Annotated in this window: 16 protein-coding genes and 1 tRNA gene; 5 read left to right on the forward strand and 12 right to left on the reverse strand. The window is 62.7% G+C overall.

The features are described 5' to 3' along the window. Window positions 1–72: 72 nt before the first annotated feature. The 12 genes from HMI60_RS12515 to argS all read right to left on the reverse strand — a co-directional run bounded on the left by HMI60_RS12515 (window position 73) and on the right by argS (window position 15,263). The gene (locus HMI60_RS12515; protein WP_018776348.1) at window positions 73–1,185 is read right to left on the reverse strand and encodes an MraY family glycosyltransferase; all 1,113 of its coding nucleotides are present in this window, start codon (window positions 1,183–1,185) and stop codon (window positions 73–75) included. 280 nt (window positions 1,186–1,465) lie between these two features. Beyond that, window positions 1,466–2,422 carry a glycosyltransferase gene (locus HMI60_RS12520; protein ID WP_193589744.1) on the reverse strand — a complete coding sequence of 319 codons (957 nt, stop codon included), beginning with the start codon at window positions 2,420–2,422 and terminating at the stop codon, window positions 1,466–1,468. Next, window positions 2,423–3,208, reverse strand: coding sequence for a WecB/TagA/CpsF family glycosyltransferase (locus HMI60_RS12525; RefSeq protein ID WP_193589745.1), 786 nt, complete (start codon window positions 3,206–3,208; stop codon window positions 2,423–2,425). It lies immediately after the preceding gene. Then, window positions 3,205–4,065, reverse strand: a complete 861-nt coding sequence (locus HMI60_RS12530; RefSeq protein WP_193589746.1) for an L-threonylcarbamoyladenylate synthase — start codon at window positions 4,063–4,065, stop codon at window positions 3,205–3,207. Before HMI60_RS12530 ends, HMI60_RS12525 begins: the two co-directional genes overlap by 4 nt. A gap of 12 nt (window positions 4,066–4,077) precedes the next feature. Next, on the reverse strand, window positions 4,078–4,950 hold the full coding sequence (gene prmC, locus HMI60_RS12535) for a peptide chain release factor N(5)-glutamine methyltransferase (protein WP_018776352.1): 873 nt from the start codon (window positions 4,948–4,950) through the stop codon (window positions 4,078–4,080). A gap of 42 nt (window positions 4,951–4,992) precedes the next feature. Then, a complete protein-coding gene (gene prfA / locus HMI60_RS12540) occupies window positions 4,993–6,066 on the reverse strand; it encodes a peptide chain release factor 1 (protein WP_014922181.1) in 1,074 nt (357 codons plus the stop codon). A 256-nt stretch (window positions 6,067–6,322) separates the two neighbouring features. Continuing rightward, window positions 6,323–8,443: a transcription termination factor Rho gene (gene rho / locus HMI60_RS12545; RefSeq protein WP_193589747.1), complete on the reverse strand. Its 2,121-nt coding sequence runs from the start codon at window positions 8,441–8,443 to the stop codon at window positions 6,323–6,325. Between the two features lie 303 nt (window positions 8,444–8,746). Continuing rightward, complete coding sequence (gene thrB / locus HMI60_RS12550; RefSeq protein WP_193589748.1) at window positions 8,747–9,721, reverse strand: homoserine kinase; 975 nt, start codon at window positions 9,719–9,721, stop codon at window positions 8,747–8,749. 2 nt (window positions 9,722–9,723) lie between these two features. Then, window positions 9,724–10,827, reverse strand: coding sequence for a threonine synthase (gene thrC / locus HMI60_RS12555; protein ID WP_018776356.1), 1,104 nt, complete (start codon window positions 10,825–10,827; stop codon window positions 9,724–9,726). Beyond that, window positions 10,828–12,144: a homoserine dehydrogenase gene (locus HMI60_RS12560; protein ID WP_055972109.1), complete on the reverse strand. Its 1,317-nt coding sequence runs from the start codon at window positions 12,142–12,144 to the stop codon at window positions 10,828–10,830. It lies immediately after the preceding gene. After that, a complete protein-coding gene (gene lysA / locus HMI60_RS12565; RefSeq protein ID WP_110503948.1) occupies window positions 12,137–13,609 on the reverse strand; it encodes a diaminopimelate decarboxylase in 1,473 nt (490 codons plus the stop codon). Before lysA ends, HMI60_RS12560 begins: the two co-directional genes overlap by 8 nt. Before the next feature lie 4 nt (window positions 13,610–13,613). Next, complete coding sequence (gene argS, locus HMI60_RS12570; protein WP_018776359.1) at window positions 13,614–15,263, reverse strand: arginine--tRNA ligase; 1,650 nt, start codon at window positions 15,261–15,263, stop codon at window positions 13,614–13,616. A gap of 246 nt (window positions 15,264–15,509) precedes the next feature. Between argS and HMI60_RS12575 the strand changes: the two genes are divergently transcribed. The 5 genes from HMI60_RS12575 to HMI60_RS12595 all read left to right on the forward strand — a co-directional run bounded on the left by HMI60_RS12575 (window position 15,510) and on the right by HMI60_RS12595 (window position 19,779). Continuing rightward, complete coding sequence (locus HMI60_RS12575) at window positions 15,510–15,995, forward strand: hypothetical protein (RefSeq protein WP_110503947.1); 486 nt, start codon at window positions 15,510–15,512, stop codon at window positions 15,993–15,995. 5 nt (window positions 15,996–16,000) lie between these two features. Continuing rightward, window positions 16,001–16,873, forward strand: a complete 873-nt coding sequence (locus tag HMI60_RS12580; protein ID WP_110503946.1) for an FAD:protein FMN transferase — start codon at window positions 16,001–16,003, stop codon at window positions 16,871–16,873. Continuing rightward, entirely contained in the window at window positions 16,870–18,372 is a 1,503-nt protein-coding gene (locus tag HMI60_RS12585) for an FAD-dependent oxidoreductase (RefSeq protein ID WP_193589749.1), read from the forward strand. Before HMI60_RS12580 ends, HMI60_RS12585 begins: the two co-directional genes overlap by 4 nt. Before the next feature lie 136 nt (window positions 18,373–18,508). Further along, window positions 18,509–18,581: transfer RNA gene (locus tag HMI60_RS12590), tRNA-Arg, on the forward strand. Window positions 18,582–18,738: 157 nt separating this feature from the next. After that, a complete protein-coding gene (locus HMI60_RS12595; protein WP_018776364.1) occupies window positions 18,739–19,779 on the forward strand; it encodes a M4 family metallopeptidase in 1,041 nt (346 codons plus the stop codon). The last annotated feature ends 80 nt before the right edge of the window (window positions 19,780–19,859 follow it).

Consider the following 19,859-nt stretch of genomic DNA (forward strand, 5'->3'; position numbering starts at 1 on the left):
GTGAAATGGGGTGCGCGGTGAGGGTTCCGTCAGGATCAGCCCCGTCCAAAGTCCAGCTCGGCAACTTGAAACTTAGAGAGCGGAGTCGTTCTTGGTCCGGCGAATGTAAGGCCACGCCGTCACGACAGCCATGACCAGCGCGGCGGCGATGACGATGATCAGCACCATTTGCCAGGGGAACACGGCAAAGGCGACGCCACCGAAGGCCAGGATGCAGGTCCACACGTACAACATCACGACGGCGGTGCGGTGCGAGTAGCCCAGGTCCACCAGCTTGTGGTGAAGGTGCCCGCGGTCAGCCGACCACGGAGACTGCCCCCGCGCTGTTCTCCGGACAACTGCCATGCCCAGATCCAGGAGGGGAAGGGATAGGACGGCAAACGGCAGCAGGATAGGAACGATCGTGGGGATGCCGTTCGCGCGGTCATACAGGCCGGAACCGATTTGTCCCGTGGCAACGACGCCAGCAGAGGCCATGAGGAGTCCGATGAGCATCGCCCCGGAGTCTCCCATGAAGATCTTCGCCGGGAACCAGTTGTGGGGCAGGAAGCCAATGCAACTGCCCACCAGGATGGCCATCAGGAGGGTTGCGAGGTCCGAGTTGTCGGTGGAGGGGTTGTTCCGGTGGACCCAGTAGGCGGTGAGGAAGAACGCTCCTCCCCCGATGATGGCCACGCCGGCCGCCAGGCCATCCAGCCCGTCAATGAAGTTGACGGCATTCATCGTGGTCACGATCAAACCTGCGGTAAGGACTATCTGGACTACTTCGGAGTCCAGGAAAATGGGTTCGGGAATGAACGGCACTACGGACATCCGAACGCCCCAAATGGCCACGATGAAGGCGGCAGCGCCCTGGCCCAGGAGTTTGATCCACCAGCGGATATCCAGGATGTCGTCGGCGACCCCCACCGCCACAATCACCACGGCACCTGCCAGGATTCCCCAGGGAGCATCGTTGTGCCTGAAGATGTCCTTGACGAAGAAGGAGTTGGACGCCACCACAAGTGCGGCGAAAAAACCCACGAAAATACCCAGGCCGCCAAGCTTCGAGATCAAGGCGGAGTGCATGTCACGGCTTCGGATGGGCTGGTACAAACGAAGCTTGTTTCCGACGACGCGGGCGCCCCATGTTCCCGCGTAGGCCACAACGGCGGCCGTGAGTGCCATCAGCAGATACATGATCATGGGGCGACTCCATGGAGCAGCCCGCTGGACGTTGCGGACACCTTGACCAGGGCACGCGGCCCGGGCGCTGCAGAGAGGGGCAACTCAGGGCAGCTCAGGGTGTGGAATTCTGTCAGTGGATAAATGGAACTACTCCGTCGCCATGCCTGCACCGGCTGTGCCGAATGTTGCGGGATTTCTGTGGACTCTAGTCACGATACTAATGCCAATGGCCGTGACCACCCTGTGACGCAGCCGCAAGGCCGCAGCTTGTTTTGGCTGCGACCTGGCTGTTTGGGTGTTACCGGGCGGGCTCCTGGACGTCGCGCAGAGAGTAGATTCCGTCCAGTACCTCCGCGTTCGAACGCGGAGCCCTCAAGGCGTGCCGCAGGCCCTTGAAAAGCCGGTCCAACAGTACCCTGCGGTTGGACGAAGCAGCGATGGTCCGCGTCCAGTTGCGGAGCGAAGCCCCCGTGAACAGGACTTTTTCCCACGGGGCCAAAGCGTTCGAGCGGGTGTAAACCCAGAGCTTGTTCCGCACCTCGTAGTAGAAGCGAGGCCCAGGATCTGCTCCTGCGTCGCCGAAGACTTTCGTATGGTGGTTGGCCACGGACGCGTTCGTGGTCAAAGCGATCCCCCGACGGGAAATCCTGGCCGTGTACTCGAGGTCGTCGTTCCAGATGAAGTAATCTGCGATCGGAAGTCCGTGCTGTTTGATCTCTTCGGCACGGATCAGCACCGACACAAAGGAAGCACTCCGGATCTGCGTAGCCCCGATGCGGGCAGCGGCGCTACGGGCGTCGTCGCTTGCGCCCATCCGGGGACGCATTCTGTTCATGGGGTGGTCCCGTCCGTCGCTCCACACAACGCGGCTTGCTATGAACGCGGGGGCTTCCCCCGTCTGCTGCCGGTAGGCATCGGACACCTCGAGGGCTTCGCGCAGAGCGGCCGGCTGCGGTTCCGTGTCGTCATCCATGATCCACACGTGGTCCGCGTTGTGATCCAGAACGGCACGTTCCATACCGACGACGAATCCTCCTGCACCGCCAACGTTGGTGTTCAATGTGACGACGTCGGTTGTCACCGGTCCTTGGTACTGCTTGAGGAATTCGGCGGTTCCGTCGGTGGAAGCGTTGTCGACGACGACGATCGCATCCGGTACCCGGGTACCTGCGCTGATGCCCTCCAAAGTGGTCTGGAGGAGATCACGGCGGTTGAAGGTCACTACCACAGCGACCACGACAGCTTGGGACGTCATTTATTTGCCTCTGGTCTTGGATGGTTGGATACGGCGCCGAATCAGCAGGGCAGCCAGCTTCCACGGTTCAACAAATACCCGGTAGGCAACCCTCCCGGGGTGCAGAACCAGGCGCCAGGCCCATTCCAGCCCCAAGCGACCCAGCCAGCGAGGCGCGAGCTTCTGGACACCCGCCACCTGCTCAATGGCACCCCCGACTGCGCAGTAGACAGCAGGGGGAAGCTGACCCAGCCTGCGATGCAGGACTGTTTCCTGAAGCGGCATCCCGAGTCCCAGCAATACAAGTTGCGGGCGGAACCCCTTCAACCACTCCACGACGGCACTTTCCAAGGACTCATCCCATGCTTCACCGGGCATCCCGTCCACAGTCGCACCTGGGACGATGGATGCCAGCCGGGCAACCGCCTTGCTGTTCGCCTCGCGGCCGGCCCCGACGACGGCGACCCGCTGAAGTCCATGAATCTTTCCCAACTCAGGAATCCAGTCCATGGAGCCGAGCCTGTAAGCCATGGTCCCCTCGCCAATCGGCTGCAGTTGCCGTTTGTGCGCGAGTCCCCACAACATGGCAACGGGAGCGCCGTCCAAGAGGACGATGGAACCCTCCTCATAGACCGCTCGAACATCAGGGTGCGAATGCACCAAGGTGACGCTGTGGAGATTATGTCCCAATACCGTACTTGTGGTTCCGGCCGCGAGGAGGCTGCCCATGGCATCGAGAAGTTCCTGGACGCGCATCGGAGTGGCGTCCACGTCGAGGACGGGGACGCGTTGGCGTGCTGGAATCATTCCGGCTGGTTTTCGCTTGCAGCCTGGGACTTCGCTGTTGCGGGTGCAGCGTCCTGAGCGGCGTTTTTCACCGAAGCAGGCTCCTCCGATGCTTCGACAGGCGGTTTCTCGCCGGTTTCGTCCGCGGGGGCCGGCTCCTCAGCAACGTCCTCGGTGGTTGGTTCCTGGGGGGCTTCCGGTTCAGCGGCAGCGACAGTCTCACCGATGCCAAGGATCGAGGGCACGATCTCCCGGAGGCGTTCAAGTTCTATGGCCCCCTGCCGCACCACGCGGAAAGGAGTGGATGTTGCATCAACAATCGTGGAAGGCACGGCGTTGGTACCCTTGACGGGCCGGAAGCCGCCTTCAAGGTATACCTCAACGGATTCAGCCAGCTGCAGGCGTGCCTCGGAAGCCGTCTGTGCTGCTTCCTGGCCGGTCCGGTTGGCGGATGAAACCGCCAACGGCCCCGTCATGCTCAATAGATCCAAAGCAAGGTGGTCATCCGGCATGCGAAGGGCTACGGTGCCCTTGGTATCGCCAAGGTCCCAGTCCAGGGACGGCTGCGCGTGCAGGATCAACGTCAACCCGCCGGGCCAGAAAGCCTGTGCCAATGCCCGCGCGTCAGCAGGTACATCAGTTGCCAGCCCGTCCAGGGCATTAACGCGGGGAATCAGCACGGGAGGGGGCATCTGCCGGCTGCGGCCCTTGGAAGCGAGCAACATGGTTACAGCCAAAGGAGAAAAAGCGTTGGCAGCAATGCCATAGACGGTGTCCGTGGGCATGACGATGCACTTCTTTTCGCTGATGGCGCGCTGGGCGTGCTGAAGTCCTTCAGCACGCTGGTCCTCGGAAGTGCAGTTGTAGGTTGTGGTCACAGCGCTATTCTTTCACTCATCAGGCGCGATGCTTGCCAGTACCGCGCTGGTTGCACGTTCTTTGCCGTTCAAGTCAAAGTGTGTGGTGATCTCTTGCCAGCGTCCGGCGCGTTGCAGCATACCGGCGATCCATTGTGCCTGGACTTCGGCGTGCTCCATCACGAAGTAGCCGCCCGGTTTCAGGAGCCGCGCCGCAGAGGCCGCTGCCGCCGTCGGAAGTTCCATACCGTCCGCTCCCCCACCGTACAGGGCTTCGGGAGGATCGTGGAGGGCGACTTCCGGTTCCGAGGGTATCGCCTCGGACGGGATGTATGGGGGGTTGGAGACGACGACGTCGAAGGTACCGTTGTGCTCAGGAAGGGCATCCCGGAGGTCGCCCTGGATCAACGAAACCCCCAAAGGTTCGAGATTCCGGGCCGCCCAGGCGTGCGCAAAGCTGCTGTATTCCACCGCGTGGACCTCAGCGCCGGGAACTTCATGGGCTATCGAGCCTGCAATGGCACCCGAACCCGTACCGAGATCCACCACCTTCGGGTTTGCCATGCCCGAGACGTGGTCGATGACCAGTTGAACCACCGATTCCGTTTCCGGTCGGGGTATGAACACCCCCGGGCCCACGCGCAACTCCAGGTGACGGAAATACGCGACGCCCGTGATGTGCTGCAAGGGAACCCGGGCCGCACGCTCCAGCACCAAGTCCCCATAGCCATCAGGAGAGGGCGCATCGCCGAGGAGCATGGCACGGAGCCGGCCAAGCCCCACACCCAACAGGTGGTCGGCCAGCAACTCAGCGTCCACGCGTGGGCTGGGAACACCGGCGTCGGACAAAACGGCAGTAGCCTCGCGAACTGCGTCCGCGAGGCTCTGGCCTTGGTAAAACGTCATTAATGGACCCTGGATGCTGAAGTCGTAGGCGCTTGGGCTCGGCTATTCGCCGATGGCGTCCAGGCGTGCCTGCTCGTCTGCTTCAATTGCGGACTGGATGACGGGCTCAAGATCGCCATTCATGACGGCGTCGAGGTTGTAGGCCTTGTAGCCCGTGCGGTGGTCTGCAATGCGGTTTTCCGGGAAATTGTACGTGCGGATGCGCTCCGAACGGTCCATGGTCCGGATTTGCGATTTGCGCTGCTCGGAGTTGGCGGCGTCGATCTGTTCCTGCTGGTGGGCAAGGAGTCGGGCGCGGAGGACGCGCATGCCGGCTTCGCGGTTCTGCAGCTGCGACTTCTCGTTCTGCATGGCGACGACGATGCCCGTGGGCAAGTGGGTAATGCGGACAGCAGAGTCGGTGGTGTTCACGGACTGCCCACCCGGGCCGGAGGAACGGTAAACGTCGATCTTAAGGTCGTTCTGGTTGATCTCAAGTTCTTCGGGCTCGTCCACTTCGGGGAGAACCAGCACACCGGCGGCCGAGGTGTGAATACGCCCCTGTGATTCGGTCACGGGAACACGCTGTACGCGGTGCACGCCGCCCTCGAACTTCAAGCGGGCGAAAACGCCCTGTGCGGGATCGTTCGAGTTGCCCTTGATGGCGACAGCAACGTCCTTGTAACCACCGAGGTCGGACTCAGTAGCTGAAATCATTTCTGTCTTCCAGCCACGGGACTCGGCGTAACGCATGTACATACGCAGAAGGTCGCCAGCGAACAAGGCGGCTTCGTCGCCACCTTCGCCACCCTTCACTTCAAGGATGACGTTGCGGGCATCGTCCGGATCGCGCGGGATCAACAGGCGGCGCAATCGCTCCTGTGCCGCCGGTATCTGCTCCTCCAACTGCACAACCTCGGCAGCAAATTCGGGATCCTCGTCAGCCATTTCCTTGGCCGCTTCCAGATCGTCATTGAGCCCGCGCCACTTGTTGTACGCCTCCACAATGCCTTGGAGCTGCGCGGAGCGCCGCCCCAACTTCCTGGCAGCAGACTGATCGGCATAAACGGCAGGATCGCTCAGCTGTGCCTGAATAGCAGCATGCTCATCAAGCAATCCCTGTACGGACTCAAACATTTTCAAACCTCTTTCGACTTCTACAAGTCTAATAACTGCATCGTGGGGTCACGTACAGCCCATCTGGCGGGGCCCACATGGGCCATATGACCTCGCGTGGGGTCGGGTCAAGGATTCCGTTTAAACAAAGACCGCTCAAAATATGCCGGCCAGGGAGTGGCTTCGGGCCTGCCGGAGCCGGGCAGCTTCCGATCGCAGATCGAAAGCTACCCGGCGCAGGGGCGGGGCCGGCATATTTTGAGCGGTTAGAGCACAGCTATTTGTCGTTGTCCGACTTCGCTCCGAGCGTCGTCTTCTGAACCTGCATGAGGAACTCGACGTTGCTCTGGGTCTCCCGGATCTTGTTGGTCAGCAGCTCAAGGCTCTGCTGCTGCTCCAGTCCGGAAAGGACGCGGCGCAGCTTCCACATGATCTTGACCTCCTCAGGCGAGAGCAGGTTCTCTTCGCGGCGCGTGCCGGACGCGTTGACGTCCACAGCCGGGAAGATGCGCTTGTCCGCCAGCTGGCGGGACAGGCGGAGCTCCATGTTGCCAGTGCCCTTGAACTCTTCGAAGATGACTTCATCCATCTTGGAGCCGGTCTCAACAAGAGCCGTTGCCAGGATGGTCAGCGAGCCACCGTTCTCGATGTTGCGGGCCGCACCGAAGAAGCGCTTGGGCGGGTACAGTGCTGCGGAGTCCACGCCACCGGACAGGATACGGCCGGAGGCCGGTGCTGCGAGGTTGTAGGCACGGCCCAGACGGGTCATGGAGTCCAGGAGAACCACCACGTCCATGCCCATCTCCACGAGTCGCTTGGCGCGTTCGATGGAGAGCTCGGCAACGGTGGTGTGGTCGTCGGCGGGACGGTCGAAGGTAGAGGCAATGACCTCACCCTTGACGGTGCGCTGCATGTCCGTAACTTCTTCGGGACGTTCATCAACCAGCACCATCATGAGGTGGACCTCAGGGTTGTTGGTGGTGATTGCGTTCGCGATGGACTGCAGGATGAGCGTCTTGCCGGCCTTCGGCGGGGAAACGATCAGGCCACGCTGGCCCTTGCCGATCGGAGCCACGAGATCGATGACACGCGGACCGATCTTCTTGGGGTCCGTTTCCAGGCGCAGGCGCTCTGACGGGTACAGCGGAACGAGCTTTGCGAACTCGACGCGGTCCTTGAGTTCCTCAGGGGTTTTGCCGTTGACAGATGTGACGCGAACGAGCGCGTTGAACTTCTGTCGGGCCGACTGCTGGCTGCGGTCCTCACCGTCACGCGGTGCACGGATGGCACCTACGACGGCGTCACCCTTGCGGAGGTTGTACTTCTTGACCTGTGCCAGGGAGACGTAGACGTCGTTGGCGCCGGGGAGGTAGCCGGACGTACGGATGAACGCGTAGTTCTCCAGAACGTCCAGGATGCCTGCCACGGGAAGCAGGACGTCGTCCTCGGTAACCTCGACGTCGTCAACGTCCGGTCCCTGGGCGCGTCCACGACGACGTTCGTTGCGATCGCGGAAACGGTCGCTGCGGGTGTTGCCGTCACGGCCGTCCTGGCCGCCCCGGCGGTCGCTGCGGTCGTTCTGGTCGTTTCGGTCACGGCGGTTGCGGCGGTTGCGGCGGTTGCCGGTGTCGTCGCCGTCGTTGTTGTCTTCACGACGGCCACGGTTGTTGTCGCGGCGTTCGCGCTGCTGGTCGCCGGAGTCGGCCTGCTCACGCTGCTCGCGCTGTTCCGTGCGGTCGTTACGCTGCTCGCGCTGTTCCGTGCGGTCGTTACGCTGCTCGCGCTGTTCCGTGCGGTCGTTGCGCTGCTCGGCTGCCGGCGCTTCCGCTGCTTCAGCCGGAGCTGCGGCAGCTTCGCCGCGGCGACGGTTGCGGGTACGGGGCTGACGACGTTCGGAGCCCGCCTCGGTTGCTTCGGCCGCGGCCGGCGTTTCGACGGCGGGTGCTGCTTCAGGCTCGGAGGCGGTGGCAGTGGTGGTCGCGGCTGCCTCAGCAGCTGCAACAACGCCATCACTGGTGGCGCGGCGGCTGCGTCCACGTCCACGCCCACGGGGAGCTTCCTGGGCCGGAGCCTCGGCAGCTGCCTCAACGGGCGCACTCTTTTCCGTGGCCTTGGCTTCTGCAACCGGGGCTTCCTTGGCCACGGCGGGAGCCTTGGCCGACGTGGCCTTGGCTGGAGCCTTGGTAGTGGAGGTGCCCGCACGGTGGGCAGAGATGGCCGTAACCAAGTCCCCCTTGCGCATGCGGGATCCCCCCGAAATACCCAGCTGGCTCGCAAGAGCCTGAAGCTGGGCGAGCTTGAGGCCTGCAAGGCCGCTGCTCTTGGTTGCTGCCGTTGACGACTCAGCAGCAGAAGATGTTGTGTCCACAGCTGAAGCCAGCTCAGTGGTTTCTGTCACGAAGGATCCTTCCCCCTCGACGGCGTCCAGAGCGAGAGCTGGACGCGATGATTTGTTCTGGGCTGCAGTTCAGATCTGCAGCCGGTGATTTTGGCCGTGCCTGATGGATTGTGGCCAACAGGGCCGGATACTGATCGCCTTCACTGGATCCGGTTACCCGGACAGCCAGCCTGAAATTCAGGAAACAGAGAGTTCTGCGGCACCTGATGCAGGCCGGAAAGAGACGACACCACCAACGTTGGCACAGTTGACGAAAGGTACGGCGAAACACCGAAGTCCAAAATCAGGGAACTGCCCGCGGCTTTACCGGCGGTGCACTTCCACTCTAGCACCTTGAACGTCAACAGCCAGCGTCATCACACGCCAACCAACGTCGGGTGTGTTGGCTGCAGTAAACGAATTGATGAATTGGACCGCTGCTGCGGCTTCGTCGGAACCATTGGCAAGGATCATCACGGTTGGTCCGGCGCCGGAAACAACGGCTGCGTGCCCTGCTGCCCGCAGAGCTGCAATGAGTTCGGCGCTGGGCCGCATGGCTTGGGCACGATAGCTCTGGTGAAGGTAGTCTTCCGTACCCGGCAACAGCAGTCGGGGATCTGCCGTGAGGGCGTGGATCAGCAATGCGGCGCGTCCGGAGTTCATCGCAGCTGCGTGGTGGCCGACCGATGCCGGGAGCAGTCCACGCGCCGTCTCGGTGGACAGCTCGTAATCCGGTACAGCCACTACCGGAGTAACAGCTGGTGCCACCTCCGCACGGGTACTGCTGTACTGCTCGCTGTCCTGCCACGACAGCGCCAGTCCGCCGAAAATCGCCGGTGCGACGTTGTCCGGGTGGCCTTCCATCTCGCTTGTCAGCTGCAGGATCCACTGAGTGTCGCGCTGGGCCTCCTGCGGTACCAACGCGTTCGCAGCCGTCACCGCAGCGACCACTGCCGAGGCAGAGGAACCCAAACCCCGCCCATGGGGGTTGACGTTGTCCGCGGTGATCCGCAAGCCGGTGTGCTGGAAACCCAGACGCTCCAGTGCAAGATCGATGGCGCGCACCACGAGGTGGGTGGCATCGCGGGGAAGGGTGTCGGCGCCCTCACCGGAGAGCTCGAACTCAAGCTCTCCGGTGGTGAGGGTCTCCACCGTCAAAGTGTCGTAGATGGAGAGGGCCAGGCCCAGGCTGTCGTAGCCCGGGCCCAGGTTGGCGCTCGTACCAGGGACCTTGACGGTCAGCCGTTGGCCTGCCGCGACGATTACCCGATCGGTCGCGGTGGGCTGTTTTGATTCCACTCTTAGTTTTCTTCCAGTCCCAGTTCTGCTGCAACGGTGACGACGTCGTTCGGCACCTTGACCGGCTGGACTTCACTGCCGTCTTCGGTCCGGAGAGCCCACTGGGGATCTTTGAGTCCGTGCCCGGTGACAGTGATGACGATGGTCTTGCCCGACGGTACCTGGCCTGCCGCGTGCTTCTTGATCAAGCCGGCGACGCCGGCAGCCGAGCCGGGCTCGACGAAGACGCCTTCCTTGGAAGACAACCAGCGGTGGGCGTCCAGGATCTCGTCATCGGTGACGGCTTCAATAAGACCGCCGGATTCGTCGCGTGCGGCCACGGCCGTCTCCCACGAAGCGGGGTTGCCGATGCGGATGGCAGTTGCGATCGTGTCAGGCTCTGTGATGGGGTGGCCGGCAACGAAGGGGGCTGCGCCGGCGGCCTGGAAGCCCCACATGGTGGGAGTCTTGGTGGAAACGGCCGGAAGGGTCCCGTTTGAGGTCTCGAACGGCGCGGCGTACTCCTTGTAGCCCTTCCAGTACGCGCTGATGTTTCCTGCGTTGCCGACGGGAAGAACGTGGATGTCCGGGGCGTCGCCCAAAGAATCCACAACTTCGAAGGCACCGGTCTTCTGGCCCTGGATGCGGGCGGGATTGACCGAGTTCACCAGGAAGACGGGGTAGGACTCACCGAGTTTGCGGGCGATGTCGAGGCAGTTGTCGAAGTTGCCATCGACCTGCAGCAACGTGGCACCGTGGGCGATGGCCTGGCTCAGCTTGCCCATGGAAATCTTGCCTTCAGGAACAAGCACCGCACACTTCAGACCCGCGGCCGTGGCGTAGGCAGCGGCCGATGCGGAGGTGTTTCCCGTGGAGGCGCAAACTACGGCTTTGGCGCCGGCCTCGACAGCAGCCGTCATGGCCATGGTCATGCCGCGGTCCTTGAAGGAGCCCGTCGGGTTCATGCCTTCGACTTTGAGGTAGACCTCTGAACCGGTCAGCTCGGACAGTTTTTGCGCGTGAACCAGCGGAGTGCCGCCCTCGCCGAGGGTGATGACCTTCGTGGCTTCCGTTACGGGCAAACGATCAGCATACTCGCGGATTACTCCGCGCCATTGGTGAGCCACTTAGACCCCTTCTACCCGCAGTACGGATGTGACGGAATTGATGACGTCGAGGCCCTTGACGGCCTCAACGGTTGCTGCGAGTGCAGCTTCGGATGCACGGTGCGTCACGATCTTCAGCTCGGCCGACTCAACATTCGAGGCAGAGTCGCGGTGGATCGTTTGACGCATGATTTCGATGGAAACGCCGTTTTCCGCAAAGATATGGGCAATCCGGGCAAGCACGCCTGCCTGGTCAGCGACATCCAAGCCGATGTAGTAGCTCGTATCGGAGGCGTCAATGGTGAGCGCCGGAACGTGGCCGGTGGTGGTCTCGGTACGGCCGGGACCGCCCAGAACCAGGCGGCGGGCGGCGGAAACGAGATCGCCGAGCACAGCGGATGCTGTTGGTGTTCCCCCGGCGCCCTGGCCATAGAACATCAGTTCGCCGGCGTTTTCGGCCTCGATGAACACTGCGTTGAAGGCTCCACGGACAGCCGCCAGCGGATGCTCACGCGGGAGCAGAGTGGGGTGGACCCGCACCGAGATGCCACTGCCGTGGTCCGAAGAGTCGATCTTCTCGGCGATCGCGAGAAGCTTGATGACGAAGCCGGCTTCTTTGGCCGAGGCGATGTCTTCGGCGCTGACCTTGGTGATGCCTTCGCAGTAGACATCGTCCAGGGAGAAGCGTGTATGGAACGAAAGCGACGCAAGGATGGCAGCCTTCGCTGCGGCATCATGCCCTTCAACGTCCGCTGTCGGGTCCGCTTCGGCGTAGCCCAGTCGCTGGGCTTCGGCGAGGGCGTCAGCGAACTGCGCACCGGTGCTGTCCATCTGGTCGAGGATGAAGTTGGTGGTGCCGTTGACGATGCCCAGCACGCGGGTGATCCGGTCCCCGGACAGGCTGTCGCGGATGGGACGAAGGATGGGGATGGCGCCGGCGACGGCGGCCTCGTAGGACAGCTGCACTCCGGCTTTATCGGCCTCTTCGTAGAGGGTGGGTCCGTCCTGTGCAAGCAGGGCCTTGTTGCCGGTGACCACGCAGGCGCCGTTCTGGATCGCGGTGAGGATCAACGAACGGGCAGGCTCGATTCCGCCCATGAGTTCGATGACCAGGTCGGCGTCCTTGACCAGAGTGTCGGCGTCAGTGGTGAACAACTCGCGCGGCAGTTCGACGTCGCGCGGGGAATCGATGGTGCGGACAGCGATACCGGACAGTTCCAGGCGTGCACCGCTGCGGGCGGCAAGTGCCTCGGCGTCGTCAATCAGAATCCGCGCGACCTGGGCCCCAACGTTGCCACAGCCCAGCAGGGCCACTTTCAAGGTTCGCACTTCAGACATTCGCCACTCCCATGTCGCGATTCAAGAGATCTTCTTCGGTTTCGCCGCGGACGATCAACCTGGCGGCTCCGTCGCGTACAGCGACAACGCCAGGCCGGGCCAGGTAGTTGTAGTTGCTGGAGAGGGCCCAGCAGTAGGCGCCGGTACCCGGTACTGCGAGCAAATCACCGGCTGCCACGTCCGCGGGCAGATATACATCTCTAACAACTATGTCGCCGCTCTCGCAATGTTTGCCCACTACTCGGGACAGCTGCGGAGCCGCGGTGGAATCACGGGAGGCCAAAATCGCCGAATAATCCGCGTCGTACAGCACCGGACGGGCGTTATCGCTCATTCCACCGTCCACCGACACATAGCGGCGCGGATACGTAACGTTCTCCTGCCCTGCGTCAACGCCGGGAGCATCCACGCGGACCGTTTTGAGGGTGCCTACTTCGTAGAGGGTAAACGTGGTGCTGCCCACGATCGCCCGTCCCGGTTCAATTGAGATGCGGGGCGAGGCTATCCCCAGTTCGGCGCAGGTGGAACGCACGACGGCCGCCATCGCCTGCGCGATCTCGGCCGGCGGACGCGGAGTGTCCACCGGGGTGTAAGCGATTCCATAGCCACCGCCGAGGTCAAGTTCAGGCAGGACGATGGAGTACTTGCTCTGCATCGCGGCAAGGAACCGCAGAAGCTTTTCTCCTGCCACGGCAAAACCGTCAGGCTCGAAGATTTGCGAGCCGATGTGGCAATGCAGGCCCAGGAGCTCAATTCCCGGATAGGACGTCGCAGCTGCCACCGCTTCCTCGGCAGCGGACAGGCCGGCTTCCTCAGTGGTGTCTTCGGCCATGGAGAGGCCGAATTTCTGGTCCTCGTGGGCCGTGGCAATGAATTCATGCGTGTGGGCATGCACACCAGGAGTAAGGCGCAGCATGACTTTGGCGGTTTCGCCGCGGCTGGAGGCGATCTTGGCTACGCGTTCCAGCTCGTCGAGGCTGTCCACCACGATCCTGCCAACGTGCATGTCCAGCGCGCGGCTGATCTCCGCGTCCGACTTGTTGTTGCCGTGCAGGCCGAGATTCCGTCCTTCGATCCCGGCGCGGGCAGCAACGGCGAGCTCACCGCCGGAGCAGGTGTCCAGTCGAAGGCCTTCCTCTGCCACCCAGCTGGCTACTGCCGTGCACAGGAACGATTTGCCGGCGTAGTAGACATCCACTCCCCCACAAATGTCCGCGAATGCAGCATCGAAAGCGTCTTTGAAGGCCCGGGCCCGTGAACGGAAATCCGACTCGCTCATGACGAAGAGCGGAGTCCCGAACTGTTCCTTGAGTTCCTTGACCGAAACACCGTCGATGGCGACTTCACCGGCGTCATTCTTCGCCACCCCGGCCGCCCACATGGACGGCTGAAGGGCGTTGAGGTCTTCCGGGAGGGCCAACCATTCCGGTGCAAGAGGAGAAGCGTTGCTGGATTCTGTGGTCATTTCACTACATCCGTTCCGGCGCCGAAACACCGAGCAGTTCGAGTCCGTTGGCAAGTACCTGGCTGGTGGCGTCGTTCAACCACAAGCGTGTCCGGTTCACGTCCTGGACAGGCTCGTCGCCCTGCGGCGACACGCGGCACGCGTCGTACCAGCGGTGGTAGGCGCCGGCGATGACCTCGAGGTGGCGGGCCACCCTATGGGGCTCACGGAGCTCGGCGGCCTTGGCCACGATCGACGGGTAGCTGCCCAGGTAAGAGAGCAGTTCGTTCTCGGTTGCGTGGTCCAGGAGCGAGGCATCGAACACGGAACGGTCCACGCCGGCCTCGATCGCGTTGCGGGCAGTGCCACGTGAGCGGGCATGCGCGTACTGCACATAGAACACGGGGTTCTCGTTGGAGTTCTTCTTGAGCAGTTCCGGATCCAAGGTCAGCGGAGAGTCGGCCGGGAAGCGTGCCAGGGAGTAACGCACCGCATCCTTGCCAAGCCAGGAAATGAGATCCTTGAGCTCGATGATGTTGCCGGCGCGCTTGGACAGCTTGGCACCGTTCACGGAGACGAGCTGTCCAATGAGGACCTCGATATTGACCTCGGGGTCGTCGCCTGCGCAGGCCGCAATCGCCTTCAGCCGGTTGATGTATCCGTGGTGGTCGGCGCCGAGGAGATAGATCTTTTCGGTAAATCCGCGGTCCTTTTTGGACAGGTAGTAGGCAGCGTCGGCGGCGAAGTAGGTCGGTTCGCCATTGGCGCGGATCATGACGCGGTCTTTGTCGTCACCAAAGTCGGTGGTGCGCAGCCAGACGGCGCCTCCGTCGTCGTAGACATGCCCCTGCTCGCGAAGGCGCGCAACGGCGGACTCGATCGCTCCGGCGTCGTGCAGTTCCTTTTCGGAGAAGAAGACATCAAACTCCACGCCGAAGTCAGCCAAGGTGGTTTTGATATCCGCCATCTGGGCCTCGTAAGCAGCAGCCCGAATGACCGGCAGGGCGGCTTCATCCGTCAGTTCGCGGATGTCCGGGTGTGCCTTCAGGACCTCGTCGCCAAGCTCGCGGATGTACTCGCCCGGGTATCCGCCCTCGGGAACACCCCTGCCATGAAGGCGGGAAAGCACGGAGTTGGCGAAGACGTTCATCTGCGAACCGGCGTCATTAATGTAGTACTCGGCCGTGACGTCAGCACCTGATGCACGCAGGACACGGGCAATGGCGTCACCTAGCGCCGCCCAGCGGGTGTGGCCAATGTGCAGCGGACCCGTGGGGTTTGCGGAGACGAACTCCATGTTGACGACGCGGCCCGCGAGCGCCTGGTTGGTGCCGTAGGCGGATCCGGCCTCAACGATGGTCTTGGCAAGGGTTCCGGCCGTAGCGGCATCCACGGTGATGTTCAGGAAGCCCGGTCCGGCGATTTCCACGCCGGCGACGCCGGGGATGCCCTGGAGATGGTTGCTCAGGATGCCTGCAAATTCGCGGGGATTCATCCCGGCCTGCTTGGACAGCTGCAGGGCGATGTTGGTGGCCCAATCACCATGGTCCCGGTTCTTGGGTCGCTCCACGCGCACGGCGTCGGGCACAGCAGATTCCGTCAGGGCGATTTCGCCAGTGGAGACAGCGACCTTAAGGCAGGCGGATATGGCAGCAGAGAGTTCATCGGGAGTCACGGATCTAGCCTACCGGTGGCCCGCAAAGACGCGGAATTGGTGGGCCCGTATGTGGACAATCCGGACACAGCCGGCGCACAGGGACCGCAGGCAGCCGCCACAGACTGAACCATTACGCTGATTTCAACGTTGTGAAGAACATGGACGCCGACCGCGCCCCTCATCCGGGGCCTGCCAGTGCCATGACCACGAGCCCCACGACGACACACTTCCGGTTGAACTTGTCCAGTTGAAACGAGCAGAATCATGACTACGCCACTCCGCAAGAGCATCTATGTTGGCATTGCCGGCCTCTCCATCGCGGGAACAGCCGCTGGATGCGCGCCCAGCACCCAAGCGCCTGCCACCCAAGCGCCGGCCACCCAGGAGGGCGGCCAGGCCTCGACAGGCAGCCCTTCGCCCACCGGCTCGTCCGCCATCGCTACCACCGGAGCTTCCACCTACAAGGACGGTACCTACAGTGCGGATGGAACCTACACGTCACCGAATGGGCAGGAAACAGTAGGCGTGGAACTGACACTGGCCGCCGATAAGGTCTCAGCGGTGAACATCACAGTCCACCCCTCCAACCCCAACACCAAGAAATTCCAAGGTGAGTTTGCCAGTGGCATCGCGGCACAGATTGTCGGGAAGGACGTGGACGAACTGAAGGTGTCCAAGGTGGCCGGTTCTTCCCTCACGTCCGGGGGGTTCAATGATGCCCTCGAGCAGATCAAGTCGCAGGCCAAGTAGCGGTCATGCCGCATCCGGGCTGGAGCAACTTCAGCTTCGACGGGATCGGCACACGGTGGGAAATTTCGACGCCGGGTCAGCTGGCTCCCGTTCTCACCGGGGAGTTGCTTGCCGCTGTCGAAGCGTACGACAAGACGTGGTCGCGTTTCAGGGCCGATTCCCTGGTGGCCCGCCTCTCCTGCGGTCCGGGCAGCATCACGTTGCCGGACCACGCCACCGGGCTTCAGGAACTGTATGCCACGGCCTACCGCTTGAGCGACGGAGCCATGACCCCTCTTATTGGAAGCAGCCTGGAAAGGCTGGGTTACGACGCCAGCTACTCCCTCATCCCGACGGGAGCAGCCCAGGCACCACCCCGTTGGGAGGACGTCCTTGAGTGGACAGGCACGACGATGACCGCCAGGGAACCCTTGGTGGTGGACATCGGCGCGGCCGGAAAAGGCCAGCTAGTGGACCTGTTGGGAGGGATACTCCGGGGAGCGGGCCTCGATGATTTCCTGGTGGATGGCAGCGGCGACATGCTTCATTCGGGGGCCCATCCCGTCAGTGTCGCGCTGGAACATCCTTACAACCCACGACAGGCCATTGGGACCGTCGAGTTGGACAACGCGGCGCTGTGCGCTTCGGCGGCCAACCGCCGGGCATGGGACGACGGCCTGCACCATGTCCTGGACGGCACCACCGGAAAGCCGGTCCACACCACAGTGGCCACATGGACCATGGCGGCGAGCGCCCTGGTCGCGGACGGGTTGGCCACGGCATTGTTCATGGTGGATCCTGCACCGCTTGAGAAGGAATTCGAGTTCTCGTGGCTCAGGGTCTCTTCGACGGGCAGTGCCGCGTTTTCGTCAGGTTTTGAGGGGAGACTGTTCACATGATTGCTGCCAAGTCCCGCGTTGACACCTGGTTGGGCCGCTTCACCATGTACCGCTTGATCCTGTGGGTCCTCGGGGTGCTGGTGGTGTACAGCATGATCCTCAACATGCTGGGGTGGCTGACCTTCGGCCTGCCGGAGATGCTGGTCCACCTGCTCCTGTGCTTGGGCGTTACGTATGGATCGAACCGTTTGCTCGCCGTCGTATTCCGTGTCAGACCACACACGGAGTCTTCACTCATCACGGCTTTGCTCCTCTACTTCCTGTTCTGGCCCGCTTTTGGGCTCACCGACATGGCCGGTGTGGCGCTGGCATGCGTATTGGCGAGCGTGTCCAAGTACGCTTTGGCCTTTCGCGGCAGGCACATCTTCAATCCGGCCGCCGCTGGCGCATTCATCACCGGCCTGACCGGCTTGAACATTGCTACGTGGTGGGCGGCAACCCCGGCGATGCTGTGGTTGCTGGTGCCGGGCGTTCTGCTGGTCCTGTACCGTACCCGCAAGCTGCTCATGGCCACTGTGTTCCTCGTGGTGGCAAGCGGGATCATCACCCTTGAGCTCCTGAACCGGAGCATGACCTTCGGGCAGGCTTTGTGGCAGACCCTGGCCCAACGGCCCCTTCTGTTCTTCGTGGGCTTCATGCTGTCCGAGCCGCTCACCCTTCCTCCCCGCCGCTGGCAGCAGCTGGCGCTTGCCGCCGTCGTGGGTGTTGTCTTCGCGGTTCCTTACAACTTCGGTTTCGTGGCCAATTCCCCGGAACTGGCGCTGCTGCTGGACAATCTCATCGCTTTCTTCCTGGGCCAACGGGGCGGGGTGGAACTGACGTTCAAGGAATCACGGGTCTTGACGCACGGGAGCACGGAATTCCGTTTCGAACCGGCGCGGCCGGTCCGTTTTGCCGCAGGCCAGTTCATGGAGCTGAACCTGCCGCATTCGCGTTCGGACGGCAGGGGCCGTCGTCGGATTTTCAGCATCACCAGCGCTCCCGGTGCGCCTGAAGTGACTTTTGGCGTGGGTACCGCCGAGCCTTTGTCGAGCGCCAAGAAAGCATTGCTTGCCCTTCGGCCAGGGGAAACCGTTTCCGCCACTGCCGTTGGTGGGGACTTTCTTCTCCCGCACGACGCCGGCAAACCGGTCCTGTTGATGGCCGCAGGTATCGGTATTACGCCTTTCTTGTCGCAACTGGCGGCCGACGGCACCGCCCGCGACACCGTGGTGCTGTATCTGGCGAAGAGCCGGGACGAGCTGGCATGGGTGGAACAGCTGGAAGCCTCAGGAGCTACCGTGATTGCCCGGCTCGCCGACGGTTCCACTCCCCCGGAGTTCATGCGCGACGCCGGCACTTCCAGAATCGATGCAGCGCGCCTGAAGGAACTGGTTCCGGACATCGCAGACAGGGAAGTATTCGTCTCCGGCTCACCCGCCAGCGTTGATTCCCTGCGGTCCGCGGCACGCGGTGCAGGCGCCCGACGGGTCCATGTTGACTCGTTCGCCGGGTACTGAAGCGACGCGGGCCGCTTCCCGCTGATGGCGGGACTCACAACGGGCCGGATGTGGGCCCGTGTTGCAGTTTTCATTTGCGGCGCCGTGGCTGCTAAGCTCTAGGACGTCCCACCGGCAACGGAGGGATACCCTGGATGCCCTCGTAGCTCAGGGGATAGAGCGTCTGCCTCCGGAGCAGAAGGCCGTAGGTTCGAATCCTATCGAGGGCACAAACGAAAACCCCGCCAGTCCTGCTGGCGGGGTTTTCTGCATGCCGGCTACCGACTATCACTTACGGGCTTGCCGGGACCATGCCGCAAAATTGTCCGGCCTTGCTCCTAGGCTGATCCCAGTTGGTCTTTCCGATAGCAAAAGGGGTTTGCCGTGATGTGTTCCATCGTCCCGCCGTACATGCTTCGCAGGATTGCTGCCCAGAACGAACCCCGGCTCCGGGCGGTCGCCCGTGCAGCCAAGGAATCCCTGCTGCACATCAAGGGCCTGCAGGCCATCCGGACCGCTCCGGTTCCCGCGGCACCGCCCAGCGCACGGCAGGCCAAGCCAGGGCCGCCCAAGCGGACCATCTTCGATGCCCTCACCACTGAGGATCTTCCCGGTCAGCTGGTTCGCAAGGAAGGCGCTGCCCCCGTCGGGGACGCCGCGGCTGACGAAGCATATGACGGACTTGGTGGAACGCACCGTTTGTACGGTGAAGTTTTTGGGCGGGATTCCATTGACGATGCCGGACTGCCGCTGGATGCCACTGTCCATTACGGAAAGCTCTACGACAATGCCTTCTGGAACGGCAGCCAAATGGTTTTCGGAGACGGGGACGGACAAATCTTCCAGAGGTTCACAAAATCCGTCAGCGTCATCGGACACGAACTGGCCCATGGGGTCACGCAGTACACAGCCAACCTGGCCTACCGCAACCAGGCCGGCGCGCTCAATGAGTCGATGTCGGACGTTTTCGGCGTCCTGGTGGAGCAGTACATCAAACAGGAGTCCGTGGAGCAGGCCAGTTGGTTGATTGGACAGGGTTTGTTCACCGAGCAGGTCCAGGGAGCAGCCCTCCGCTCCATGAAGGCTCCCGGTACCGCGTACGACGACGACATCCTGGGCAAGGACCCGCAGCCGGACTCGATGGACAGCTACGTCCGCACCAGTGCGGACAACGGAGGCGTGCACATCAACTCGGGCATTCCAAACCGGGCCTTCTATCTGGTGGCAGCAGAACTCGGCGGCAAGGCCTGGGAGGCACCGGGCCAGATTTGGTACGGGACCCTGACCAGCGGAGCGCTCCCTGCTACGTGCACTTTCGGGAAGTTCGCCAGGACGACGCTGGCAACGGCCGAGGAACTCTTCGGCAGCGGATCACCGGAGCATGACGCCGTCCGGAAGGCGTGGGACACTGTGAAGGTCAAGGTTTAGTCACGAGGCGGGACCGGACGCGCTGCATCCGGACCGCTCACGGGCTGACGTCGCAGGGGTAGAACGAGAAGCCGCCAGTC

This window comes from Paenarthrobacter sp. YJN-D (assembly GCF_015040335.1).
Taxonomy (GTDB): domain Bacteria; phylum Actinomycetota; class Actinomycetes; order Actinomycetales; family Micrococcaceae; genus Arthrobacter; species Arthrobacter nicotinovorans.

What these genes read in the sequence shown, in the direction of transcription:
- HMI60_RS12515 (WP_018776348.1), bottom strand. Translation starts at nt 1,185, where the DNA reads ATGATCATGTATCTGCTGATGGCACTCACGGCCGCCGTTGTGGCCTAC.
- HMI60_RS12520 (WP_193589744.1), bottom strand. Translation starts at nt 2,422, where the DNA reads ATGACGTCCCAAGCTGTCGTGGTCGCTGTGGTAGTGACCTTCAACCGC.
- HMI60_RS12525 (WP_193589745.1), bottom strand. Translation starts at nt 3,208, where the DNA reads ATGATTCCAGCACGCCAACGCGTCCCCGTCCTCGACGTGGACGCCACT.
- prmC (WP_018776352.1), bottom strand. Translation starts at nt 4,950, where the DNA reads ATGACGTTTTACCAAGGCCAGAGCCTCGCGGACGCAGTTCGCGAGGCT.
- prfA (WP_014922181.1), bottom strand. Translation starts at nt 6,066, where the DNA reads ATGTTTGAGTCCGTACAGGGATTGCTTGATGAGCATGCTGCTATTCAG.
- HMI60_RS12560 (WP_055972109.1), bottom strand. Translation starts at nt 12,144, where the DNA reads ATGTCTGAAGTGCGAACCTTGAAAGTGGCCCTGCTGGGCTGTGGCAAC.
- lysA (WP_110503948.1), bottom strand. Translation starts at nt 13,609, where the DNA reads ATGACCACAGAATCCAGCAACGCTTCTCCTCTTGCACCGGAATGGTTG.
- HMI60_RS12575 (WP_110503947.1), top strand. Translation starts at nt 15,510, where the DNA reads ATGACTACGCCACTCCGCAAGAGCATCTATGTTGGCATTGCCGGCCTC.
- HMI60_RS12580 (WP_110503946.1), top strand. Translation starts at nt 16,001, where the DNA reads ATGCCGCATCCGGGCTGGAGCAACTTCAGCTTCGACGGGATCGGCACA.
- HMI60_RS12585 (WP_193589749.1), top strand. Translation starts at nt 16,870, where the DNA reads ATGATTGCTGCCAAGTCCCGCGTTGACACCTGGTTGGGCCGCTTCACC.
- HMI60_RS12595 (WP_018776364.1), top strand. Translation starts at nt 18,739, where the DNA reads ATGTGTTCCATCGTCCCGCCGTACATGCTTCGCAGGATTGCTGCCCAG.